At 56.3% G+C, this 19,819-nt stretch carries 27 protein-coding genes and 2 pseudogenes; 12 read left to right on the top strand and 17 right to left on the bottom strand.

Annotated features, from left to right (window positions below; all coding sequences use genetic code 11):
• Position 1 precedes the first annotated feature (1 nt).
• From CFII64_RS17515 to cyoE, 3 genes are read left to right on the top strand one after another with little or no spacing between them, the layout of a single operon-like run.
• Entirely contained in the window at positions 2 to 622 is a 621-nt protein-coding gene (locus tag CFII64_RS17515) for a cytochrome o ubiquinol oxidase subunit III (RefSeq protein WP_044901468.1), read from the top strand.
• Positions 622 to 954 carry a cytochrome o ubiquinol oxidase subunit IV gene (cyoD, locus tag CFII64_RS17520; protein WP_020292152.1) on the top strand — a complete coding sequence of 111 codons (333 nt, stop codon included), beginning with the start codon at positions 622 to 624 and terminating at the stop codon, positions 952 to 954. Before CFII64_RS17515 ends, cyoD begins: the two co-directional genes overlap by 1 nt.
• Positions 955 to 964: 10 nt before the next feature.
• A complete protein-coding gene (gene cyoE / locus CFII64_RS17525; RefSeq protein ID WP_020292153.1) occupies positions 965 to 1,852 on the top strand; it encodes a heme o synthase in 888 nt (295 codons plus the stop codon).
• Positions 1,853 to 1,938: 86 nt separating this feature from the next.
• Here cyoE and CFII64_RS17530 read toward each other — a convergent pair whose 3' ends face one another.
• Together CFII64_RS17530 and CFII64_RS17535 are read right to left on the bottom strand one after the other, a co-directional pair.
• A complete protein-coding gene (locus CFII64_RS17530; protein WP_020292154.1) occupies positions 1,939 to 2,193 on the bottom strand; it encodes a Txe/YoeB family addiction module toxin in 255 nt (84 codons plus the stop codon).
• Positions 2,190 to 2,444, bottom strand: a complete 255-nt coding sequence (locus CFII64_RS17535) for a type II toxin-antitoxin system prevent-host-death family antitoxin (protein ID WP_020292155.1) — start codon at positions 2,442 to 2,444, stop codon at positions 2,190 to 2,192. Before CFII64_RS17535 ends, CFII64_RS17530 begins: the two co-directional genes overlap by 4 nt.
• A 274-nt stretch (positions 2,445 to 2,718) precedes the next feature.
• Here CFII64_RS17535 and CFII64_RS17540 point away from each other — a divergent pair, with 274 nt between their 5' ends.
• Positions 2,719 to 3,585 (top strand): glycosyltransferase family 2 protein, encoded by an 867-nt coding sequence (locus CFII64_RS17540; protein ID WP_020292156.1) that lies wholly within the window; start codon positions 2,719 to 2,721, stop codon positions 3,583 to 3,585.
• Between the two features lie 44 nt (positions 3,586 to 3,629).
• The gene (locus CFII64_RS17545; protein WP_020292157.1) at positions 3,630 to 4,253 is read left to right on the top strand and encodes a CatB-related O-acetyltransferase; all 624 of its coding nucleotides are present in this window, start codon (positions 3,630 to 3,632) and stop codon (positions 4,251 to 4,253) included.
• 77 nt (positions 4,254 to 4,330) lie between these two features.
• Here CFII64_RS17545 and CFII64_RS17550 read toward each other — a convergent pair whose 3' ends face one another.
• Positions 4,331 to 4,756 carry a VOC family protein gene (locus tag CFII64_RS17550; protein ID WP_020292158.1) on the bottom strand — a complete coding sequence of 142 codons (426 nt, stop codon included), beginning with the start codon at positions 4,754 to 4,756 and terminating at the stop codon, positions 4,331 to 4,333.
• Between the two features lie 109 nt (positions 4,757 to 4,865).
• Here CFII64_RS17550 and CFII64_RS17555 point away from each other — a divergent pair, with 109 nt between their 5' ends.
• Both CFII64_RS17555 and CFII64_RS17560 read left to right on the top strand, forming a co-directional pair.
• Positions 4,866 to 5,762, top strand: a complete 897-nt coding sequence (locus CFII64_RS17555; protein WP_020292159.1) for a LysR family transcriptional regulator — start codon at positions 4,866 to 4,868, stop codon at positions 5,760 to 5,762.
• Positions 5,763 to 5,869: 107 nt separating this feature from the next.
• On the top strand, positions 5,870 to 6,889 hold the full coding sequence (locus CFII64_RS17560) for a branched-chain amino acid aminotransferase (RefSeq protein WP_020292160.1): 1,020 nt from the start codon (positions 5,870 to 5,872) through the stop codon (positions 6,887 to 6,889).
• A gap of 226 nt (positions 6,890 to 7,115) precedes the next feature.
• Here the strand turns inward: CFII64_RS17560 and CFII64_RS17565 are convergent, their stop codons facing one another.
• Entirely contained in the window at positions 7,116 to 7,907 is a 792-nt protein-coding gene (locus tag CFII64_RS17565; protein ID WP_020292161.1) for a transporter substrate-binding domain-containing protein, read from the bottom strand.
• Between the two features lie 56 nt (positions 7,908 to 7,963).
• The gene (locus CFII64_RS17570; RefSeq protein ID WP_020292162.1) at positions 7,964 to 8,305 is read right to left on the bottom strand and encodes a YceK/YidQ family lipoprotein; all 342 of its coding nucleotides are present in this window, start codon (positions 8,303 to 8,305) and stop codon (positions 7,964 to 7,966) included.
• 132 nt (positions 8,306 to 8,437) lie between these two features.
• Here CFII64_RS17570 and CFII64_RS17575 point away from each other — a divergent pair, with 132 nt between their 5' ends.
• Positions 8,438 to 8,734 (top strand): helix-turn-helix transcriptional regulator, encoded by a 297-nt coding sequence (locus CFII64_RS17575; protein WP_020292163.1) that lies wholly within the window; start codon positions 8,438 to 8,440, stop codon positions 8,732 to 8,734.
• A 187-nt stretch (positions 8,735 to 8,921) separates the two neighbouring features.
• Positions 8,922 to 9,932, top strand: a pseudogene (locus CFII64_RS17580) (NAD(P)-dependent alcohol dehydrogenase).
• Between the two features lie 65 nt (positions 9,933 to 9,997).
• Here CFII64_RS17580 and CFII64_RS17585 read toward each other — a convergent pair.
• The 7 genes from CFII64_RS17585 to CFII64_RS17615 form a co-directional block, all read right to left on the bottom strand.
• Positions 9,998 to 10,252, bottom strand: a complete 255-nt coding sequence (locus CFII64_RS17585) for a hypothetical protein (RefSeq protein ID WP_020292164.1) — start codon at positions 10,250 to 10,252, stop codon at positions 9,998 to 10,000.
• Positions 10,253 to 10,302: 50 nt separating this feature from the next.
• Entirely contained in the window at positions 10,303 to 11,187 is an 885-nt protein-coding gene (locus tag CFII64_RS17590; RefSeq protein WP_020292165.1) for a manganese catalase family protein, read from the bottom strand.
• A 265-nt stretch (positions 11,188 to 11,452) separates the two neighbouring features.
• Positions 11,453 to 12,442, bottom strand: coding sequence for a class I SAM-dependent methyltransferase (locus CFII64_RS17595; protein WP_020292166.1), 990 nt, complete (start codon positions 12,440 to 12,442; stop codon positions 11,453 to 11,455).
• Positions 12,443 to 12,504: 62 nt separating this feature from the next.
• Entirely contained in the window at positions 12,505 to 13,011 is a 507-nt protein-coding gene (locus CFII64_RS17600) for a DUF6644 family protein (RefSeq protein ID WP_020292167.1), read from the bottom strand.
• On the bottom strand, positions 13,011 to 13,361 hold the full coding sequence (locus tag CFII64_RS17605) for a DUF6152 family protein (RefSeq protein ID WP_020292168.1): 351 nt from the start codon (positions 13,359 to 13,361) through the stop codon (positions 13,011 to 13,013). The genes CFII64_RS17600 and CFII64_RS17605 overlap by 1 nt, the downstream gene beginning before the upstream one ends.
• Before the next feature lie 159 nt (positions 13,362 to 13,520).
• Positions 13,521 to 13,760, bottom strand: coding sequence for a hypothetical protein (locus tag CFII64_RS17610; protein ID WP_020292169.1), 240 nt, complete (start codon positions 13,758 to 13,760; stop codon positions 13,521 to 13,523).
• Between the two features lie 186 nt (positions 13,761 to 13,946).
• The gene (locus tag CFII64_RS17615; protein WP_020292170.1) at positions 13,947 to 14,204 is read right to left on the bottom strand and encodes a PLD nuclease N-terminal domain-containing protein; all 258 of its coding nucleotides are present in this window, start codon (positions 14,202 to 14,204) and stop codon (positions 13,947 to 13,949) included.
• A 167-nt stretch (positions 14,205 to 14,371) separates the two neighbouring features.
• Here CFII64_RS17615 and CFII64_RS17620 point away from each other — a divergent pair, with 167 nt between their 5' ends.
• Positions 14,372 to 14,647: a DUF1652 domain-containing protein gene (locus tag CFII64_RS17620; protein ID WP_020292171.1), complete on the top strand. Its 276-nt coding sequence runs from the start codon at positions 14,372 to 14,374 to the stop codon at positions 14,645 to 14,647.
• A 56-nt stretch (positions 14,648 to 14,703) separates the two neighbouring features.
• Here the strand turns inward: CFII64_RS17620 and CFII64_RS17625 are convergent, their stop codons facing one another.
• The 5 genes and pseudogenes from CFII64_RS17625 to CFII64_RS17645 form a co-directional block, all read right to left on the bottom strand.
• The gene (locus CFII64_RS17625; protein WP_020292172.1) at positions 14,704 to 15,003 is read right to left on the bottom strand and encodes a ribbon-helix-helix domain-containing protein; all 300 of its coding nucleotides are present in this window, start codon (positions 15,001 to 15,003) and stop codon (positions 14,704 to 14,706) included.
• Positions 15,004 to 15,100: 97 nt separating this feature from the next.
• A pseudogene (locus tag CFII64_RS30290) lies at positions 15,101 to 15,274 on the bottom strand (hydroxyacylglutathione hydrolase); the annotation flags it as partial.
• Complete coding sequence (locus CFII64_RS17635) at positions 15,271 to 16,839, bottom strand: GMC family oxidoreductase (protein ID WP_020292174.1); 1,569 nt, start codon at positions 16,837 to 16,839, stop codon at positions 15,271 to 15,273. The pseudogene CFII64_RS30290 and the gene CFII64_RS17635, both read right to left, overlap by 4 nt.
• Before the next feature lie 12 nt (positions 16,840 to 16,851).
• Entirely contained in the window at positions 16,852 to 17,412 is a 561-nt protein-coding gene (locus tag CFII64_RS17640) for a hypothetical protein (protein ID WP_020292175.1), read from the bottom strand.
• A 172-nt stretch (positions 17,413 to 17,584) separates the two neighbouring features.
• Positions 17,585 to 17,977 carry a VOC family protein gene (locus CFII64_RS17645; RefSeq protein ID WP_020292176.1) on the bottom strand — a complete coding sequence of 131 codons (393 nt, stop codon included), beginning with the start codon at positions 17,975 to 17,977 and terminating at the stop codon, positions 17,585 to 17,587.
• A 186-nt stretch (positions 17,978 to 18,163) separates the two neighbouring features.
• Between CFII64_RS17645 and CFII64_RS17650 the strand changes: the two genes are divergently transcribed.
• Together CFII64_RS17650 and CFII64_RS17655 are read left to right on the top strand one after the other, a co-directional pair.
• A complete protein-coding gene (locus CFII64_RS17650) occupies positions 18,164 to 18,820 on the top strand; it encodes a hypothetical protein (RefSeq protein WP_020292177.1) in 657 nt (218 codons plus the stop codon).
• On the top strand, positions 18,793 to 19,764 hold the full coding sequence (locus tag CFII64_RS17655; RefSeq protein ID WP_020292178.1) for a hypothetical protein: 972 nt from the start codon (positions 18,793 to 18,795) through the stop codon (positions 19,762 to 19,764). The genes CFII64_RS17650 and CFII64_RS17655 overlap by 28 nt, the downstream gene beginning before the upstream one ends.
• Positions 19,765 to 19,819: the final 55 nt, after the last annotated feature.

Genomic DNA, 19,819 nt, shown 5'->3' on the forward strand with positions numbered 1-19,819 from the left:
CATGTCGAACTTAGTATTGAATCCAGGAGATGCCCACGGTCACGACCACGGGCATGATCACCACGACGCAGGAGCCATGACCGTCTACGGTTTCTGGCTCTACCTGATGACTGACTGTGTGTTGTTCGCGTCTGTATTCGCGGCCTACGCAGTGTTGTCCGGCAACGTGGCTGGCGGGCCTTCGGGCCACGATATCTTCGAACTGCCGTTCGTGCTGGTCGAAACCGCTTGCCTGCTGTTCAGCTCCATCACCTACGGCTTCGCCATGCTGGCGGTGCACAAGGGTAACAAGTCGCAGGTTCTGGGCTGGCTGGCCCTGACCTTCCTGTTCGGTGCTGCGTTCATCGGCATGGAGATCTTCGAGTTTCACAAGCTGATCTCCGAGGGCTTCGGTCCTAGCCGCAGCGGCTTCCTGTCGGGCTTCTTCGCCCTGGTAGGCATGCACGGCCTGCACGTGACCAGCGGCCTGATCTGGATGGGCATCATGATGTACCAGGTCCAGACTCGTGGCCTGACGGCGACCAACACCACGCGCCTGAGCTGCCTGAGCCTGTTCTGGCACTTCCTGGACGTGGTCTGGATCTGCGTCTTCACCGTTGTTTATCTGATGGGAGTCCTGTAATGGCTAACGCACATATCCACGCTGAAGAAACAAGCCACGGCAGCGTCAGGTCGTACGTCATCGGTTTCGTGTTGTCGGTCATCCTGACCGCGATCCCGTTCTGGCTGGTCATGGATCCAATCATGTCCAAGACGGCGACACTTTGGACGATTCTGATCTTTGCAATCGTTCAGGTAATGGTTCACCTGGTGTACTTCCTGCACTTCGACCGTTCGCCTGGGCAACGCAATAACGTGATTTCCTTCGCGTTTGCGGCGCTGGTCATCGTCCTGTTGGTTGGTCTCTCGTTGTGGATCATGTTCAGCATCCACACCGTCATGATGGCGCACTGAGGAAACCTGAATGTCCCTTAAGCACTTTATCCAAATCACCAAGCCGGGGATCATTTTCGGTAACGTGCTTTCGGTGGCAGGTGGCTTTTTTCTGGCGTCCAAAGGGCAGATCGACTTCGGCCTTTTTCTGGCCGCGGTCATCGGCACCTCGCTGGTTGTTGCGTCCGGTTGCGTGTTCAACAACTGCATCGACCGTGACATTGACGTGAAGATGGAACGCACCAAGAACCGCGTGCTGGTGCAGGGCCTGGTTTCATTGAAACTGGCGCTGCTCTACGCAACGATTCTGGGTGTGGTCGGTGTTGGCCTGCTGTACACCAAGGCCAACCCGCTGGCAGCGCTGTTCGCGGTCATCGGTTTTGTGATTTATGTCGGCTTCTACAGCCTGTACCTGAAACGCAAATCGGTGCACGGCACCCTGGTGGGCAGTCTGTCCGGGGCCATGCCCCCGGTGATTGGCTACGTTGCGGTGAGCAACAGCTTCGACTTTGCTGCGCTGACGCTACTGGTGATGTTCAGCCTGTGGCAGATGCCGCATTCGTATGCCATTGCGATCTTCCGTTTCAACGACTATCTGGCCGCGAAGATCCCGGTTTTGCCGGTCGAGCGCGGTATCCTGGTCGCCAAGCGTCATATCCTGATGTACATCCTGGCGTTCCTGGTGGCTACCCTGATGTTGACCGTTGGCGGTTACGCCGGCCTCAACTACATGGCAGTCGCTGCAGCCATGGGCATGTACTGGCTGTACATGGCCTGGAAAGGCTACAAGGCAGTGGATGACATTGTCTGGGCACGCAAGCTGTTCGTCTTTTCCATCTTCACCATCAGCGCCTTGAGCGTGATGATGTCGCTGGACTTTCAGGTAACCAAAGAGTTGTTGGTGACGTACGCCTTCTGATTCCACGCTGCCTGAAACAGGAAACCCCGTTGCTCGATTGAGCAACGGGGTTTTTTTATGGCTCAGGTTTGTGGTCGGCTCAACGCTCAGTAATGGTAGCGGCACTGCAGGATCTGCAGCTCGCTGCCCTCGACTGCGTAGACCAGCCGCTGCTCATGGGTAATCCGGCGGGACCAGAAACCGCTGAGGTTGTGCTTGAGCGGTTCAGGCTTGCCGATACCTTCGAAGGGGTCGCGCTGAATCGCTTTGATGATGAGGTTGATGCGCTTGAGGCTGGTCTTGTCGTTTTGTTGAAACCAGAGGTAATCGTCCCAGGCTTCCGGAGTGAACAGCACATTCATTCTTCAATCAGCTTCCTGGCCTGTGCCTTGCCGCTACGCAGGCTGTTCAAGGACTTCACCAGACGCTCGGCATTGGCCGGCGAGCGCAGCAGGTAGGCGGTTTCTTCCAGGGCATTGAAATCTGCCAGGGACATCATGACCACCGGTTCGCCCTTTTGGCGAGTGATCAGTAGCGGCGCTCGGTCTTCGTTTACCCGGTCCATTGTTTCTGACAAATGAGCCCGTGCTGTCGTGTAATTAATGGTCTGCATGTGAATACCTCTGTCGAAACGCTAACGTACAGAAATAGGTACAGGTCTGCAACAGGCCGTTCGTCCTGATTCTGCCGGAGCCTTGAAAACTTACCGTGTCGCGACAGCACTTTCAGCCGCGCAAAAGGATTCAAACCATGACAAACGGGGGCTGTTTGCAGCATGATGTATCCGGTTTGTAGGTAATAGGTAACTGGTCTGTAGGACCGCGCCCTCGAAAGGCTTCGAAACTGACTTTATGACTGACGAAAACATCTCTGGACCACATCAGGCAATGGATACGCCGCCGCTCGTATCAATCGTTGCCCCTTGCTACAACGCCGAAAAGTTTCTGGAAGAGGCGATTGCCAGCATCTTCGCGCAGGATTACGCGAATTTCGAAGTCATCATTGTCGACGATGGTTCGACCGATAACAGCTACGCGATGCTTGAGGCACTTCAGTCGCGGTATCCGTTCCAGCTTTATCAGCAGGCGAATCAGGGCGTCAGCGCCACGCTCAATCACGGGTTGCAATACGCCAAAGGCGTCTACGTTTCCACGCCAGACCTGGACGACATCATGTTGCCGGGCTCGGTACGTATTCGTGCCGAGTATCTGGACAAACATCCCCATGTTGGTTGTGTCGGCGCGCTGATCATTTACATGGACAGCGAAGGCAACAACACCAAGTTCCAGAAGTTGAACGAAGTTAAACACCTCAACTTTGATGAAATACTCAGTGATGCCATCGTCGTCGGCGCGCCGGTGTCGTTATATCGGATGGACGCCCTCAAGGCGGCGGGATTCTACAATCCGGACATCAAGGTCCAGGATTTCCAGATGACCCTGAAGATCGCGCATCAGGGTTATGGCATCGATGTCCTGCCGGTCAGCGTGACCCGTTATCGGCGCCATCCCAATAACCTGTCGCGCAGGTACAAAGTGCTGCTCGATGCCGATCTGCAGACCATTGCGCCTTACACCGCGCACCCCGCGTACCAGAGTGGTCGCACCGCGATCCTCAACAAGGCGCTCAAATACGCGGTGGTCACCGATAAAAAACACGCCTGGAGCCTGTTGCGCTCGATCCCTTTTCGGCATCTGAACATGACGACCTTCCGTCGCTTCAAGCGCTTGCTGCTGCATCGCCACAGCAGTTAAGCGGCACTTGCCAGACACTTCGTCATTCTTGTTTGCGGATTGCCATGAATCTCCTCGACCTGTTGAAAAAGCGCAACACCCGAAAACGCCTGCGTCGTATGGACAAGCTGGAACGCGCGCCGGAAAAAATCAGGCTCCAATATCCGCGTTATACCGTCGGGGTCGGCACTTACGGCATCCCTGAAGTTATTGAATTTGGCGATGACACCATCCTGCGGGTGGGCTCCTACACGTCCATTGCCGGCGGCGTGCGAATTCTCCTGGGCGGCGAGCATCGTACCGACTGGCTGACCACCTATCCGTTCCCGGCGATGATGAGTGGCCTGGACGACATTAAGGATTACGCGCCCAGCAAAGGCGATGTAGTGATTGGCAGTGATTGCTGGATCTGCGCCGATGCGATGATTCTGTCGGGCGTCACCATTGGCCATGGCTCCATCGTCGCCGCCGGTGCCATCGTGACCCGCGATGTCGCGCCGTTCTCGGTCGTGGGCGGCAACCCGTGCAAATTCATCCGCTGGCGCTTCGATGAGGACGTACGCGACTTGCTGTTGCAGGCAGCGTGGTGGGACTGGCCAATGGAAGAGGTCAAATCCGTGGCGCGGATGTTGAGCAGCTCGGACATGGATGCGTTTTTGAGTTATATCCGCGGGCGAGTGAACCCGTAGTCGCGAGGTTGTTGGCGAGGCGACTGTGCCGAAGGTCGGATCAATGCCTCGCCAACACCTTGGCTACTGCAGGAACGTCACTTCGCAAACAACTGGCCGATATCCTTGAACGCCTTGAATTCCAGGGCATTGCCGCACGGATCGAACAGAAACATTGTCGCCTGTTCGCCCACCTGGCCCTGGAAGCGCACATAAGGTTCGATCACGAACTGAATGCCCTGCGAACGCAGGCGTTCTGCCAGAACTTCCCAATCCTCCCAGCTTAATACCACCCCGAAATGCGGCACGGGCACGTCATGGCCATCGACGGCATTGGTGTGGGCGGATTCCTGGGAGGCGGTTTTCGGGTGTTCGTGGATCACCAGTTGGTGCCCGTAGAAATCGTAATCCACCCAGTGGTCGCTGGAGCGCCCTTCAGCAAATCCGAAAACGGTGCTGTAGAAATGCCGTGCGGCTGCAAGGTCATAAACCGGAATTGCCAGGTGAAAGGGAGTAAGGCTCACGGGATAGTCCTGTTTTTATGGGAACGGTTCATTTTAGATAGAAAGAAATTTATACAAAGCGGATATATTTGCTGCTCAGCTCAAATAATTTCGATCAATCGAGACGCTCATGTTGCGTGAACTGAAAACCTTTATGGCCGTGGCACGGCATGGCACCTTCGCCGCCGCCGGCATGCACATCGGCTTGACCCAGTCGGCCGTCAGCTCGCAGATCAAGAACCTGGAGCAGGCCCTCGGGGTGCGACTCTTCGACCGCACCGGGCGTCAGGCAATACTCAATGCCGCCGGCATGCGCGCGTTGCCTCTGGCTCGGGAAATGTTCGAGCTGTTCAGTCAGATGTCGATTCCGCAAAACCCCGACGAGTACCACGGCGAAATGAAAATTGGCGCGATTGCCAGCGCGCAGACCGGTTTCCTGCCCCAGGCCCTGCTGCGGCTGCGGCGTGCTGCGCCGGCAGTGGAGGCCAAGCTGGTGCCGGGCGTGTCGCTGGATCTGCTCAGCCAGGTGGACGCCGGCGAGCTGGACGTCGCGATCCTGATCAAGCCGCCGTTCGAGCTGCCCAAAGAACTGCATGTTCAAGCGCTGGAGACCGAACCCTTTGTGCTGATCGTGCCAACGGACATCAAGGGTGACGACCCGCTGACCATCTTGCTTGAGCAGCCACACGTGCGTTACGACCGCTCTTCCTTCGGCGGCCGTCAGGTCACCCGGTTTCTGCGCGAGCAGCGAATCGAGGTCCGCGTGGCCCTGGAACTCGATGAGCTGGACGCTATCGTCAAGTTTGTCGAAAACGGCCTGGGCGTTTCGCTGATTCCCCAGGCCGGGCTCTGGCTGGAGCGCGACGTCAACCTGCGGGTCATCCCGCTGGGCAGCCTGACCTTCCATCGCGAAGTGGTATTGCTCATGCGGCGTAGCCAGCGTGATCTGCCCCTGCACCGGCTATTCGCCCGCTGCCTGTCAAAAGCCGATCCGGCCGACGAAATCCTTTGCCTGTCCCGCAGTTGAACCTCATGTGAGGTTTATGTGGATTTGAAGCCTCAGGGTGCGGATGATCTGGCAGAATACGGGCTTGGCCTGATTCGTCCAGGCAGCTGCTAATGACAGAGGGCGTTATGAGTCACGAAAGTATCAACTGGGACAAACTGGGTTTCGACTACATCAAAACTGATATGCGCTACCTCTCTCACTGGCGCGATGGTGCCTGGGACGACGGCGCGCTGACCGAAGACAACGTCCTGCACATCAGTGAAGGCTCCACCGCGCTGCATTACGGCCAGCAATGTTTTGAAGGCCTCAAGGCCTATCGTTGCAAGGATGGTTCGATCAATCTGTTCCGTCCTGACCAGAACGCCCAGCGCATGCAGCGCAGCTGCTCGCGTCTGCTGATGCCCCATGTGCCGACCGATGTGTTCATCGAAGCGTGCAAACAAGTGGTCAAGGCCAACGAACGCTTCATCCCGCCTTACGGTTCAGGTGGCGCGCTGTATCTGCGTCCGTTCGTGATCGGCGTGGGTGACAACATCGGTGTGCGTACCGCGCCCGAATTCATTTTCTCGATCTTCTGCATTCCGGTCGGCGCCTACTTCAAGGGCGGCCTGAAGCCAAACAATTTCGTGATCTCCGGTTACGACCGCGCGGCCCCGAACGGCACTGGCGCAGCCAAAGTCGGCGGCAACTACGCCGCCAGCCTGATGCCAGGTTCCGAAGCCAAGAAAAACCACTTCGCCGACTGCATCTACCTGGACCCGCAAACCCATTCGAAGATCGAAGAAGTCGGCTCGGCCAACTTCTTCGCCATCACCCACGACGACGTATTCGTTACGCCGAAGTCGCCGTCAGTGCTGCCGGGCATTACCCGCCTGTCGCTGATTGAACTGGCGCAAAGCCGTCTGGGCCTGAAAGTGGTGGAAGGTGACGTGTTCATCGACCAGATCGCCGACTTCAAGGAAGCCGGCGCGTGCGGTACCGCTGCGGTCATCACGCCAATCGGCGGGATTTCCTACAAGGACAAGCTGCATGTGTTCTACAGCGAAACCGACGTCGGCCCGGTGACCCGCAAGCTGTACGCGGAACTGACCGGTGTACAGTCCGGCGACGTTGAAGCGCCACAGGGCTGGATCGTCAAGGTTTAGGCAGGACGAAGGTAGGAAAGGACTTGCCCCCGAAGACGCCAGTGCAAGCGCTGAAGATTTTCGTCAGCAGGCCCGACGCCTTCCCGGACGAGTCCGGTCCTACCGAACCTGCACAACCCGGTAGGAGGGGACTTGTCCCCGAAGACGCCAGTGCAAGCGCTGAAGATGTTCCTGCGCAGGCCCGACGCCTTCCCGGACGAGTCCGGTCCTACCGAACCTGCACAACTTACTGCCCCGGCACCGCCAACCAATGTCCGACCACGGTCTGATACGCGCCGGTGGCCTTGCTCAGATGCAGCCATTGATCAACAAAGCCTTTCCACGTCACGTCATCGCGCGGCAATAGATACGCCTTCTCGCCATATTGCATGTACTGCGCAGGATTGATCGCGCAGAGCCCTGGCATGCGTTTTTGCTGGTACAGCGCTTCCGATGCATCGGTAATCATCACGTCAGCTTTTTTGTCCAGCAACTGCTGGAAGATGGTCTTGTTGTCGTGAAATGCCAACTGCGCCTTGGGCAGGTAAGCGCGTACAAACGCTTCATTAGTGCCCCCGGCAGGCTCGATCAAGCGTACCGACGGCTGGTTGATTTGCTCGATGGTCTGATACAGCGCGTGGTCTTCACAGCGGGTCAGCGGAATCTTGCCGTCGATGTCCAGCATGTTGCTGAAGGAGGCTTTTTTCTGGCGCTCAAGCGTTACGGATACACCGCCCATAGTGATGTCGCACTTGCCAGCGATCATGTCCGGCATCAGGGTTTTCCAGGTGGTCGGCACCCATTGGATGTTCGCCCCCAGGCTTTTCGCCAGCGAGCGGGCCATTTCGATATCAATACCTTCGTACTCGCCGTCTTCACGCAGGAACGTGTACGGTTTGTAGTCGCCGGTGGTGCATACCGCCAGCTGCCCGCTCTGCAGAACCTTGTCCAGATGGGACGCGGCCGGCTCGTCGGCGATAGCCATGTTGGAAAGCCCACACAGCAAGGTGGCGATTGCGCTGTACTTGAGGTTCTTCATGCAGTGATGCTCACTTCTAGTGATTGTTGTTGTGAGGGGGGATGAGTGTCAGCTTCTTAACTTTCCCGTTTCCAGGTCCTGGGGCTGATGTCGATGCTGCCGTCCTGGCTTTGCCGATAAACCGTGTAGGGCAGGGCGACGGTGTCCAGCACCGCGCACACAGCGGCGTCGATCAACAATCCCGGCATGGCGTACCCGCTGCGACCGGCATGTTCAGGAGGTGCATTGAGCAGACAGAAATCGTAATACACCCCGCTGTAGACCCGAGGCACTGTGGCGCAGTACGACTTTTGTTCGATCAATTCGCGGCTGGTGACTTCATCGCCGCGCAACACCGTATTGATGCTTCCGCATCCGCTCAACACCAAGCCAAGGGTCAATAAGGCGATCAATTTCATGGCCTGCGTCCTTGCTGAAAACGCCTGAGGATAGCGGCGCCAACGCATTTTTGGTGATTTTTTTCCAGTTTTCCTGGTTGTGAACGGAAATTCAGTCTTGAACATTTCGTTAAAAGGCGTAATGTTTGCCCCATGATTCTCGAACAGCTCAAAGCGGTCGGTAATGACACTCGCATGACTATCATGGAGTGGCTCAAAGACCCGCAAACTCACTTTCCTCCCCAGGACCATGGCGATCCGGCGATTGGCGTGTGCATGTCGCACATTCAGCGCAAGGCCAGCCTGTCACCGTCCTCGGCGTCGGCGCACCTGGCGATTTTGCAACGGGCAGGGCTGCTCCAGGCAACGAGAATCGGCAAATGGACTTACTTCCGACGCGACGAGCAGGCCATCGACCAGTTCGCCGCCCGACTGAAACACGAACTCTGATTTTTGATCATACGTTTCGTCATTATGCGTAATGATGAATCGATAATCCGGACGTTAACGCATTCTGTTGGAGCGAGGCTTGCCCGCGAAGGCCATGCCAGATGTTCAGAAAATGAGCGGATGTACGAGCCTCTTCGCGGGCAAGCCTCGCCAACGACTACATTCAAAGCCAAAAGGAGCTTCCCCCATGAGCAACACAACCATTTACGTGCAAGCAGGCGGCGGTTACGACAACGTCATCATCGGCGACAGCCAAGTCCGTGCGCCGCAAGTTGGCGAGATCAGCGTACGGTTACGCGCCAATTCCCTGAACTACCACGACTTTGCCGTCGTCAGCGGCATGTGGGGCCCGAGCGAAGCGCGCATTCCCATGGCCGATGGCGCCGGTGAAGTCATCGCGGTGGGCGAGGGTGTCAGCGAGTTCAAGGTCGGCGACTCGGTCGTCAGTACTTTTTTCCCGGACTGGATCGACGGTACGCCGTTGGTTGAAGGTTTTGTCAGCGTGCCCGGCGACGGCATTGACGGCTAAGCGCGTGAGCAGGTAACGGCGCGCGCCACTTCATTCACTCTGGCACCAACCGGTTACAGTCACGCCGAGGCGGCTACGCTGACCACCGCCGGTTTGACTGCCTGGCGTGCGCTGATGGCCGACGATTCGCTCAAGCCTGGCGACACCGTGCTGATTCAGGGCACCGGCGGCGTTTCCATCTTCGCCCTGCAGTTCGCGAAAATGGCTGGCGCGACGGTCATTGCGACGTCTTCGAGCGACGAAAAACTCAGCCGTCTGAAAGCCATGGGCGCAGATCACCTGATCAACTACCGCTCGGACACTAATTGGGGTGAGACCGCACGGGCATTGACTGGCGGCCGGGGTGTGGACCACGTGATAGAAGTAGGCGGACCATCGACGCTGGAACAATCGATGATTGCGGCGCGGGTCGGCGGGCATATCTCGGTGATTGGTATTTTGACGGGAGTTGCCGGGCAGCTTTCATTTGTGCCAGCACTGGTCAAGCAATTGCGTCTACAAGGCGTGCTGGTGGGTAGCCGCACGCAACAGCAGGATATGATTCGCGCGATCAATGCCAACGGAATGCGCCCGGTTATTGATCGGCACTTTCCACTGAGCGAAATAGTTGAAGCGTTCCGTTATCAGGAAACCAATCAACACTTTGGCAAGATCTGTCTGGATATTTAACTTCAGGCGCAGCGAGCAAGCCTGCGCGCAGGCTTGCTCTATCTTTTGCTATGCACATTTAGGCGTCACGGTTGTTTCGACTTGCTTGACGTGTAAGTCACCGAAGCATTCCTGCGATTCGAATCCGGCGGAGCCGAGTGATCGAAACTGCCTGGAGCTCTCAATGAGTTGATAACCTGGTTTACCTGAAAACCACGTTTGATTTCCCGCGCCTGAACTTCAAAGCTTTTAACGGTTGCATCAAACGTCGCAGGATTCGCCAGCAACGAATTCAACTCTTCATCATTTACAAGGCGAGTGTCATCCTCAGACAAATGCATTGTCCACCTCCTCTCTAAAGTTTTGGCCGGTCAGTTACATATTACGGGTCTTACAGGTCTTTACCTTGCACATAACCTGAACCCAGATCCGCACCGGTAATCGGGTTGGCATCCGGATCGGACATGGTACGTTCCTTCATCGTCAACAACACGGCTTCGTCATCTGTGGACAACTCGACCGATGCCGTTCCGTCACCGCCATCCACGGCGGGCTCGGGCGATTCCACATATTCCCACTCGTCGCCTTCATTCCATGGGCCACGCAGGTTTGGCTCACCAGCGGACATGTTGAAGTACACGTTGGCGAACTCAGGCATGCCAGGCAGTTTGCCTTGTGGGAAGTTCGGCTGGATCGAATGCAGCGCTTTTTCGAACGACTTCTGGTGGGCGATTTCCCGAGTCATCAAAAAGCCCAGCGCTTCTTTAATACCTGGATCATCAGTCACGTTCATCAGGCGCTCATAAACAATCTTCGCCCGTGCTTCTGCCGCGATATTGGAACGGAAGTCCGCAGTCGGTTCGCCGATAGTGTCGACATAAGCCGCTGTCCATGGCACACCGGCCGAGTTGGTCAGTGGCGCACCGCAGCCGTAGAGCAAAGAAGTGATATGCGAGTCATTACCCGCACCATTGATTGCACGATACAACTCACCTTCTTGCTGTACGCCTTCGGCCAACTGACCTTTGCCGCCACGGTTGAGCATGCAAATAATCGAACCGATGATTTCCAGATGGCTAAGTTCTTCGGTGGCGATGTCCATCAGCAAGTCTTTACGACCTGCGTCCTCTTCTGCCAACGCTTGAGTGAAGTAGCGCGCTGCTGCTGCAAGTTCACCTTGAGCACCACCGAACTGCTCCAGAAGAAGATTGGCCAGACCGGGATCAGGTCGAGCGACACGCACGGTGTACTGCAAACGCTTGTTATGAATGAACATGGTTCGGTTCCTCATCTTATTGAGCCAAAACGGCCGTCAGTGGACATGTGATTGGCCACAGTAAAGGGAGCGCCGAGCCGGGAAAGCTGTTCAGCCAAGTTGACGAATGGTCGTGAAAAAACCGGATCGTGGAATGGATGGATCCATTTGGGTGTTTCTAGCTGGCAAAATTTGTCGTTTTGAGTGATAGCTGCCGTGCACGAGTTTCAAGTGCGCCAAGAGGCGCGATCATCGCGCCGCTCACGTTTCGCTATATCGCGAATGATTAAAGTGTCGTAGTGGCGCAAGGATAGGAGGTGTCGGATATTTCTTTAAGTTCAACAGGCCAGTCCAGGTTCGTTTCGCTGATTTTTCGAAAAATGACCGAAGAGGAAAGAAAGCCGTCCGGTTCCTCGGCAAATGCTGTTACAGCGTGGCAGCGCGCGGCGACGGTATAGGCAGGTTCATCCAGTCGCGTCTCGATGATTTCGAAACCCAGAGGCTTATTGATCAGCGCCTTCCACGACTCGTCGGAGAAACGCCAGAAATCCCAAGGTTGATCGTGCATTGGCCAGGTTTGATGGGTAGTAAAAAGCCCGATACCGCCTGGTTTCATGATTCGATTGATTTCAATCATGACTTTCCAGGGCATCATCAAATGTTCGAATACAGAAAATGCCGTCACTCCATCAAAATGGTTGGCAGGGTAGGACTGACTTAACTGGTGGGCGTCACCCACGACATTCACATTTGGCCCGGCAAGTACATCGAAGCCACTGTATTCCCAGTCGGCCGGTGCAAATCCCCTTCTGACCACGCCCGAACGGGCTCGGGATCCAATCTCCAGCATGCGTCGCGGGTTTTCCTGCCGTGCTGCAGGCAGGTTGTTCATCATCTGGACAAAGACACTGTTGAGGCCGTCTCGGGGGCTACCCAGTCGGTGGATAGAAGCGGATGTCCCGTCAACGAAATGCACAACCAGTCGGCTATTGAGGATGGCTGCACGGTCCTCTGAAAAGCTGATCAGTTCGTCAAACCGCGACTCGGACGCACGCGGGCCAAAATGGGAAATCAGATCAGGACTCATTTTGCCGAAGTGCAGCGGATACAACTTGCCCCCCGATACTTGCAGAGCTATATCGCGGATTGTTTTATCGGGGCTATATAGCCAGCCGCTTACTCTTAGAACACCTTGGAACACTGTAAAGCGGTCAATACAGTACGGGCCGGAAAACTCACTTGCGGCAGTATCCGGGCTAAAAGAGTTAGCTTGCATGGGCATATTCTCGGGTTTGATCGGCGTTCATCAAGCGTAGTTGAAATCGGGCTCGTTGAAGTTCAGGTATAAGCCAAAAGTCGTCCGCACAACACCACGCAAAGCCATAATCCGATTGATAACACTGCCTGGATCCTGGCGATTGCGGGTGCAGCAACGCCCGTATTCCAGCGGGTGACCGAGCGATATACGCCGATGTGGAACAGCGCTGCATTGATGCCTGCGATGGCAATCAGGCTCAGTTTCAAGAGGAAAACGTTGTTACTGATGAAGTCATGGGGATGTGCCGAAAACATCATCAAGCCCGCAGGAACAATCAACAGCAGGGCGGCGACGGCAAAGCGCAGCAAGTGCCGCGCCAGCGCTGTGACGGCAATCTCTCGCGATAGCCCGAGCACCCGCAGGTCGAACATGATCACCGAGCCGACCAGCACGGCAAAACCGATGATGTGCACCACCTCGACCAGCGGATAAAGCCATAGATCGCTGCGCATGGCCGAACCCACGGGCGATGCGTCCAGCCAGTCCAGCCAGGTGTTTTCGCCCGAGCTAGTCGGGGCGGTGTTCATCAGCGCAACTCGGTGGTCTTGTCGCCAACGGTGATGCGTTCGGCGCGTAACTCTTCGGGTTTGCTGCGATTCTGATAACCGACCACGCTGGCTTGATTGCCGACCTTGAGCATGTCCTGGGTCAGGCCACGATTTTCCATGCGAGAGGGCGGCGCCAGGACCACATTCCAGGTTTTATCAGCGGTTTTGAGGCGCACGAAGCCGTGAGGATGGGAATATCCGGACGCTTCGATCGTGCCTTGCAGCTGCAATGCCTTGCTGGAGTCGTACTCGCTCCAGCCGTGATGGGCGAATGCTGCAGTGGTAACCAGTAGTGACGACAATCCAATGCACTTGAGCATGCCTTTCATGACGCGGTCCTCTTGTTGTCTTTCTTCTGTGCAGAGCAAAAGCGTAGACGGGACTGGCGTCGTGTTCAGTGCAGGTCAGCGAAGACAGAACTGAGGAGTGTTGCGCTGCCAGGCCCGAAGCCCGCAGGAACAAGGCTTGAGCACGGTGAACGCCGCTTGTCAGGCCGCGCCGGTTTTGCTGATCAGGCCATCGCGAACTTCGGATGCGTAGTTCAGCAGGCTGGATTCGGATTCTTGATAATTGGCCGAAAGCTCAATCAGTGCCTGGGCTTGAGCATGCTGGCCGCTGGCAGCAAGGCTGTTGGCTTCCTTGAGCAGGTTGGCCAACGACCATCTCAACAGGTGAGCGGCCGAGACCAGAGCATTCTGAAGTTGCTGGTTTTCTTTAGTGAGACCCATGCTGATTCCCTTCCAGGTCAGTGCTGCGCCAGACGACATGGCGATTTGATGCGGTGAAATATAGCAAAGCCAGGCTACTGATTTAAGGATATCTATCTCGTCTGTCTCGTAACACGAAATGCCTGGCACAAAAAAACCGGCACAACGGCCGGTTTGGTGAATCGCACGCTTGTGCCCGCATCAGGCTCAGTTCCGTTGCTGAAGCGGATCCGAACCTGCCGTTTTGGCCTTCGGGCCCGCAACCGCCCAGGCCAGCAGCCCGAGAACCGGAACAAACACCAGCACAATTATCCACAGCGCCTTGCTTTCACGTTGGCCATCGCTCTTCATGACGCGCGTCACCGCCCACAGCACGGCAACAATAAGCAACGTCACAACGGATATCCACACCAGTGGAGCATCCATGATGTTCGCCAGCACGTCCCAGATTTGCTTGAGTTCCATACATCTCCCCCTTGGTTGTAACTGTTTAGGCAGGGTGATGCGCAAAGGGTTCAGTGGTTGTCTGCCGGGACAAATCCTTCGCGGCCCGCGCCTTCGACAATGTTGGCTACACTCACCTGCGCCGACAGGTCCGGAATGGTCCCGACCCGCTATCAAGGAGGATTGGCATGATCTCCAGTCAGGAGTTAACCCACATTGTCGAAATGGCGTTCTTGCCCAAAAGGTGCGCCTGCACCATCGACCCGACCGGCTCGATGACCATCCAGATCTTCAATCAGAACACCGACAAGGAAGAGCTGACCTTCGCCGGCATCGATGCCACCACCCTGACCGCCGGCCGCGCCATTGCCAATCTGGTGCTCGGGTTGAGAGAGGAAATACGGCTTTGGCATTTGCAGCCGGAGCAGCGGCAGGGCGACGGGGGTAAGCGGCTGCGCAATTAAATCGACCTCAGCCGGTTCTATGGACAAAAAAACCGGCTCCAATGGCCGGTTTCTGATCATGCAGTGCGGTTAACCAGCTTAAGAGTCGCAGCACCGCGCTGTTGAGCCAGGTATCGAGTGCAACAAACGCGCAGGAACGAGGAAAAATTCAGCACTTCGTCGCGAGCTTTGGTGATCTCTTCGTAGAGATTGGTGATCAATTGGTTGGTGGTTACACCTTCCCCGGCGGCCATCTCTGTGAGGATGTCCCAAAACTGGTTTTCCAGCCGCAACGTCGTGATCACGCCATGTATGCGCAATGAGCGTGACCGAGACTCATACAGAATTGGATCGGCTTTAATATACAGTTCGCACATTTTAAGATCCTCCCGGAAAAATCATAATCATTGTCCTCTTTATACAAGAGGGGGTAATAGTCAGATACTACACCTGCATACTCCTGCAGAGGTTGCAGTCGCCAAGCGTCCATTTCGGGTGCGCGTGTAACCCGGCAATGACAGGTTGCGCATCGCCTGGATCAACGACTGCACAGCGTTTCTCCTCCAGGCAGAGCAGCAACCCAATGTAATTGTCGGTGAAAGCCCTCGACTCCCGGACCTCCAGGCCTCCTGGATCTTGCGCTGTCATGCTGCCTTGGTCTTGAGCGATTCGGCAATGTAGTCAGCTTGTCGAATGGCCAGGCTGACGATTGTCAGGGTCGGATTCTCCGCGCCACTCGTGGTGAATTGACTCCCGTCCGAGATAAACAGGTTAGGCACCTCATGGCACTGTCCATGTTTGTTGCAGACACCATCCGCCTCTTTGAGACTCATGCGACACGTGCCCAGGTTATGGGTGGAAGGATAAGGCGGAACCCGGTGGGTCTTGAGCGCGCCAACCGCTTCGTATACCGCGCTGCCTTGTTTGAAAGCGTGTTCACGCATGGCAATGTCGTTTGGATGATCGTCGTAGTGAACATTGGCCACGGGTATCCCCAAACGGTCCTTGGTGTCATTGCTCAATGTGATGCGATTGCTCTCACGAGGCATGTCTTCGCCCACTATCCACATGCCGGCAAGGTGAGTGTAATTGTCCATGACCCGGGTAAAATCCTTGCCCCAGGCACCAGGATTGAAAAATGCCGCCATGAACGATGGCCCAAGAGAGACGGTCTCCATTTCGTAGCCGCCGACAAAGCCGCGATCAGGATTGAAATGCACCTCGTCACTGATCAGGCCCGCCATGATCGTGCCTCGGTAGAAGTGCACGGGATCGCTGAATTCGGCGAAAACCGAGCCGGTGGTGTGGCGCATGTAGTGCTTGCCGACCATGCCTGATCCGTTGGCCAGCCCGTGGGGAAATAAGGTACTGGAGGAACTCAAGAGCAGTCTGGGGGTTTCGATTGCATTACCGGCTATCGCGATGATGCGGCCTTTCTGCCAGTGCAACTCACCCTTTGCGTCAGCGTAGACAACGGCGCTGGCACGACCCTTGGCATCATGTTCGATGCGAACCGCGTGGGCTTGCGTTCGCAACTCAAGCTTGCCGGTCGCTTCGGCGGCTGGAATTTCAGTGTAGAGCGTTGACCACTTCGCCCCCATTTTGCAGCCTTGAAAGCAGAACCCAAGCTGCATGCATTGCGCGCGTCCTGCACGGGCGCGGCTGTTGATGGCCATGCGTCCAGTCGAGCAGTGTTTATAGCCAAGCTTCATTGCACCGTTGTACATCACTTGGAAGTTGTTGTTGCCGGGCAGGCCGGGAATGTCGTTGGTGCGAGTGACACCCATCTTGTCCTCGGCACGGGCGTAATAGGGCTCCAGTTCCGCCAACGTCAATGGCCAGTCCAGCAGGCTCGCTCCTTTTACGTCACCGTAGGTCTGGCGTGCGCGAAACTCGTGGTCTTGTAAGCGGATGCTTGCTCCGGCCCAATGAGTGGTGGTGCCACCCACCGTTTTGCAGATCCAGGCGGGTAGATTGGGAAAGTCCCTGGCGATCTGCCAGGTGCCCGACGTCGTGCGTGTATCGCCCCAGGAAAGCTGTTGAAACGAAGGCCATTCATCATTGATGAAGGTTGCTGAGGACTGACGCTCACCTGCTTCGAGAAGAACCACCGGTATGCCCTTTTGGCACAACTCGTTGGCGAGTGTCCCGCCACCCGCACCGGAACCTATGATCACTACTACGGAAGCATCGTCAAAACTGTAGGTTGTCATGCTGGCTACTCCTCAAGAAAAGGCGCTGGGACTGGCTTCCGCTGGAGCGGCAGGCAGCCACTTCAGATCGTTGAAGCCACGCATCAGATATCCGCCCTTAGAAAAGGAGGCGCCTTCGTAACCGAAATGCTGGTAAGCCAATTCATTGCTGTATAGCGAGTTGACTGACGTGCTTCTGAGCAAAATGAAAAAGTCGGAATGCTGGATTTCTTCAAGCAGGGCGACCTGCCTGGTTTCATCGAGACTTGTCCAATTGCCGCCCGCCAGTCGATCCAGGTCGGAAAGACCTTTATCAAGCAGTGGGAGTACCGAGGGGTTAGTGGATGCACGCTCGTCGAGCGCTTTTACGGCGAAGGCGTAGACAGCATCTTCCATGCGGTCATGAGGGTAAACGCGGCGAATCACCAGCAGCAGTTTCGCCGCTACATCGCTACTAAGCGTGTTCATTTCCATGGCCCATGATCGGCTGGGAGCCAGCAGGGCGATGGGGCCGGAGCCGAATATGAGCGTGCCCAACAGCAACCCACCGCTTCCTTGAAGAAAACGGCGGCGATTGAGAGTTACGTCTTGCATGAAATGTCTCCTTTTTATTTTTATTAGGAGTGACAAGGTCACGGTCGAATCATGGAGTGCGGTTTGAAGGAAAAAATCACTCCTGGTGGAGATCAAATGGATAACACTGTCTGAGGTTTTTGGTTCCAGGCTGGCAGGTGCTCAGTCCGACGGTAACTGAAAACTCACCTGTTCATTGATAGTGGCCACCACGCTGTAACACTTCGATTTTGTAACCGTCGGGATCCTGAATAAAAAAGAATCGAGCGAGCAAAACCCCATTTCTTTTAAATTCCTTGATGGGGGCCGGTGATAACTTCAGAGCCACCAGGCGGTTGAAATGCTGGTCAAGATCCTCGACGACAAAGGCCGCATGACCGTAGCCACTGCCATGGGTGTACTCGCTCTGCCCCTTGTTCCAGGTTAGCTCGATTTCTGCGCCGCTCTCGAAATCCCGCAGGTAGACCAGCGAGAAATCGTCGAACTCCAGGCGATGAGTTTCTCTGAGCCCAAACACGTCCTGGTAGAACTTCATTGACTGGTCAAGGTTGCCCACGCGGATCATGGTATGAATAAATTTTGCCATTCCATCTACCTGCGGTTTTCGTGATTCCTGGATTTTTGGTCAAACACCTTCGATTTCATGATGAGCCGGACGTGACTCAGGTGGGTAATAGAGGGCTACTACGTTTGTACAGAGGTACAGAATTTTTGCTTCCTTCGTGAAGGATCACGAGTGGAGCTGAGAAATGTGGCTGATGTAAGTTTGGGGATGAGCTTCGAACGCAATGTCGACGCAGACGATGCGCTAGCAAGGGCGGCAGATGTGCTTGCTACGAACATGGCGGTGGACAAAAAATCAGGCGGGGTCGGCTACAACGCGGCCACGCTGCAGCGCCACTTCATTGGCTACGTCGAGCGAAGCACCGCGTCTAAAGGCGTGCAGCAGGTGGTGTTGTGCCGCGAACTGGCGGCAATTCTGGCCCAGCCGCTGCCCATGAACCTGCGCCATGTGGATCTGCGCGCCGTGCTGACCGATATCAGTAGCAAAACCGGGCTGCGCTTTCGGGTACCTGACCAGCCCTATACCAAGGTCAAAGCCCCGTTTTTCTACAGCCTGGCTGCGGGTTATCAAGCGATGGACAGCCTGGCCAAGGTGTTCGGCATTCCGGACTTCATGTGGCAACAGCAGGGTGACGGGGAAGTGTTCGTGGGTTCCTGGGCGGACAGCTTCTTTGGCGCTCGATCGACGCTGCAGCTGCCGGCGCAACTGTTCAACGATTACCAGGGCAATCAAAGCGCGATGGTCGCGGCTCTTCCCGGGCTACGACCAGGTGCAACTATCAACCACGGCGAACGGATCACCAGTATCACGCTTGCCGACACACAGATGGCCATCCGATGGACGACGCAATCAAGCGCAGCGTAGAACGCCAATTCCCTGAACTCACCGGCGGTTATCACTTGCCGCGCTTTGCCCGCGTGGTGGGCGTCGCTGACGCGCCCGCCGGCGCATCTATGTGCGACGACTTCCGCCCGCGCTACGCCGTCGACCTCGAAGTACTCGGGCCAGATGGCGAAGTCGATCCGGCCATGCCGCCGCTGCCAGGCGTACCGCTGCCGCTGCCTTCTGGCGGTGAAGAAATGGGCATGTTTGCGTTTCCCCAAGAAGGCACCCAGGTGGTGGTGTGCTTCGCCTATGGCCTGCCGAACAAACCCTACATCCAGACGATCCTGCCGCATGGCCTGAGCCTGCCTAAGGTGCCCAAGGGTGACCAGGTGTGGCAGCACAGCGACGCCGTGCAACAGCGCGTCGACGCAGACGGCAACTGGCTACGCCTGACTGACGGCAAGATCCGCGACCATTCGTTGGAGCGGGAAGTGGAAGCCCTAGGCAACAGCGAGAAGTACCAGAGCCACACCCGCGAGGTGGAAAACCATTCCACCGAAGAAGTGGGCGGCATCAAGCGGATCAACGCCCTGGGCGCGCTCAAGCTGAATTCCGCCGGCACTGCCACGCTCGCCGCGCTGGACGACATGCACCAGGCCACCGGCCGCGACTTGAACCTGGTGGTAGGCAAAACGCACAACGCCGCTGTGGGTGGCGACATGCGGGAGCGGATCGCAGGCCTGCGCAGAAGTGTAGCCGGTGCAAGTCAGCACTTAGTTGCACCGAAAAATCATGTCGGATCCGAAGGGGTGAATATATTTCAGGTGCTGTGCGACACGTTGGACCTGATCCAGCAGCTAGCCGGCCAGATCGCCTCGCATACCCATGGCCCGTCGCCGGTGCCAACGCAGGCAGACGCTTTCTTAGCGGACAGTTCCAAGGCAGCATTACTGTTCAGTGAGCTAAAGGCGGTAACCCTCTAACAAAATTCGAGCGAGCGATGCCGTAGCCTCCTCCCTGGCCCACGCCGGGATTCAC

It is taken from the genome of Pseudomonas sp. CFII64 (genome assembly GCF_000416235.1).
Classification (GTDB): domain Bacteria; phylum Pseudomonadota; class Gammaproteobacteria; order Pseudomonadales; family Pseudomonadaceae; genus Aquipseudomonas.

Coding starts and splice junctions, on each gene's coding strand:
- CFII64_RS17515 (WP_044901468.1), top strand. CDS start 2: ATGTCGAACTTAGTATTGAATCCAGGAGATGCCCACGGTCACGACCAC.
- cyoD (WP_020292152.1), top strand. CDS start 622: ATGGCTAACGCACATATCCACGCTGAAGAAACAAGCCACGGCAGCGTC.
- cyoE (WP_020292153.1), top strand. CDS start 965: ATGTCCCTTAAGCACTTTATCCAAATCACCAAGCCGGGGATCATTTTC.
- CFII64_RS17530 (WP_020292154.1), bottom strand. CDS start 2,193: ATGAATGTGCTGTTCACTCCGGAAGCCTGGGACGATTACCTCTGGTTT.
- CFII64_RS17535 (WP_020292155.1), bottom strand. CDS start 2,444: ATGCAGACCATTAATTACACGACAGCACGGGCTCATTTGTCAGAAACA.
- CFII64_RS17540 (WP_020292156.1), top strand. CDS start 2,719: ATGGATACGCCGCCGCTCGTATCAATCGTTGCCCCTTGCTACAACGCC.
- CFII64_RS17545 (WP_020292157.1), top strand. CDS start 3,630: ATGAATCTCCTCGACCTGTTGAAAAAGCGCAACACCCGAAAACGCCTG.
- CFII64_RS17555 (WP_020292159.1), top strand. CDS start 4,866: ATGTTGCGTGAACTGAAAACCTTTATGGCCGTGGCACGGCATGGCACC.
- CFII64_RS17560 (WP_020292160.1), top strand. CDS start 5,870: ATGAGTCACGAAAGTATCAACTGGGACAAACTGGGTTTCGACTACATC.
- CFII64_RS17565 (WP_020292161.1), bottom strand. CDS start 7,907: ATGAAGAACCTCAAGTACAGCGCAATCGCCACCTTGCTGTGTGGGCTT.
- CFII64_RS17570 (WP_020292162.1), bottom strand. CDS start 8,305: ATGAAATTGATCGCCTTATTGACCCTTGGCTTGGTGTTGAGCGGATGC.
- CFII64_RS17575 (WP_020292163.1), top strand. CDS start 8,438: ATGATTCTCGAACAGCTCAAAGCGGTCGGTAATGACACTCGCATGACT.
- CFII64_RS17585 (WP_020292164.1), bottom strand. CDS start 10,252: ATGCATTTGTCTGAGGATGACACTCGCCTTGTAAATGATGAAGAGTTG.
- CFII64_RS17590 (WP_020292165.1), bottom strand. CDS start 11,187: ATGTTCATTCATAACAAGCGTTTGCAGTACACCGTGCGTGTCGCTCGA.
- CFII64_RS17595 (WP_020292166.1), bottom strand. CDS start 12,442: ATGCAAGCTAACTCTTTTAGCCCGGATACTGCCGCAAGTGAGTTTTCC.
- CFII64_RS17600 (WP_020292167.1), bottom strand. CDS start 13,011: ATGAACACCGCCCCGACTAGCTCGGGCGAAAACACCTGGCTGGACTGG.
- CFII64_RS17605 (WP_020292168.1), bottom strand. CDS start 13,361: ATGAAAGGCATGCTCAAGTGCATTGGATTGTCGTCACTACTGGTTACC.
- CFII64_RS17610 (WP_020292169.1), bottom strand. CDS start 13,760: ATGGGTCTCACTAAAGAAAACCAGCAACTTCAGAATGCTCTGGTCTCG.
- CFII64_RS17615 (WP_020292170.1), bottom strand. CDS start 14,204: ATGGAACTCAAGCAAATCTGGGACGTGCTGGCGAACATCATGGATGCT.
- CFII64_RS17620 (WP_020292171.1), top strand. CDS start 14,372: ATGATCTCCAGTCAGGAGTTAACCCACATTGTCGAAATGGCGTTCTTG.
- CFII64_RS17625 (WP_020292172.1), bottom strand. CDS start 15,003: ATGTGCGAACTGTATATTAAAGCCGATCCAATTCTGTATGAGTCTCGG.
- CFII64_RS17635 (WP_020292174.1), bottom strand. CDS start 16,839: ATGACAACCTACAGTTTTGACGATGCTTCCGTAGTAGTGATCATAGGT.
- CFII64_RS17640 (WP_020292175.1), bottom strand. CDS start 17,412: ATGCAAGACGTAACTCTCAATCGCCGCCGTTTTCTTCAAGGAAGCGGT.
- CFII64_RS17645 (WP_020292176.1), bottom strand. CDS start 17,977: ATGGCAAAATTTATTCATACCATGATCCGCGTGGGCAACCTTGACCAG.
- CFII64_RS17650 (WP_020292177.1), top strand. CDS start 18,164: ATGAGCTTCGAACGCAATGTCGACGCAGACGATGCGCTAGCAAGGGCG.
- CFII64_RS17655 (WP_020292178.1), top strand. CDS start 18,793: ATGGACGACGCAATCAAGCGCAGCGTAGAACGCCAATTCCCTGAACTC.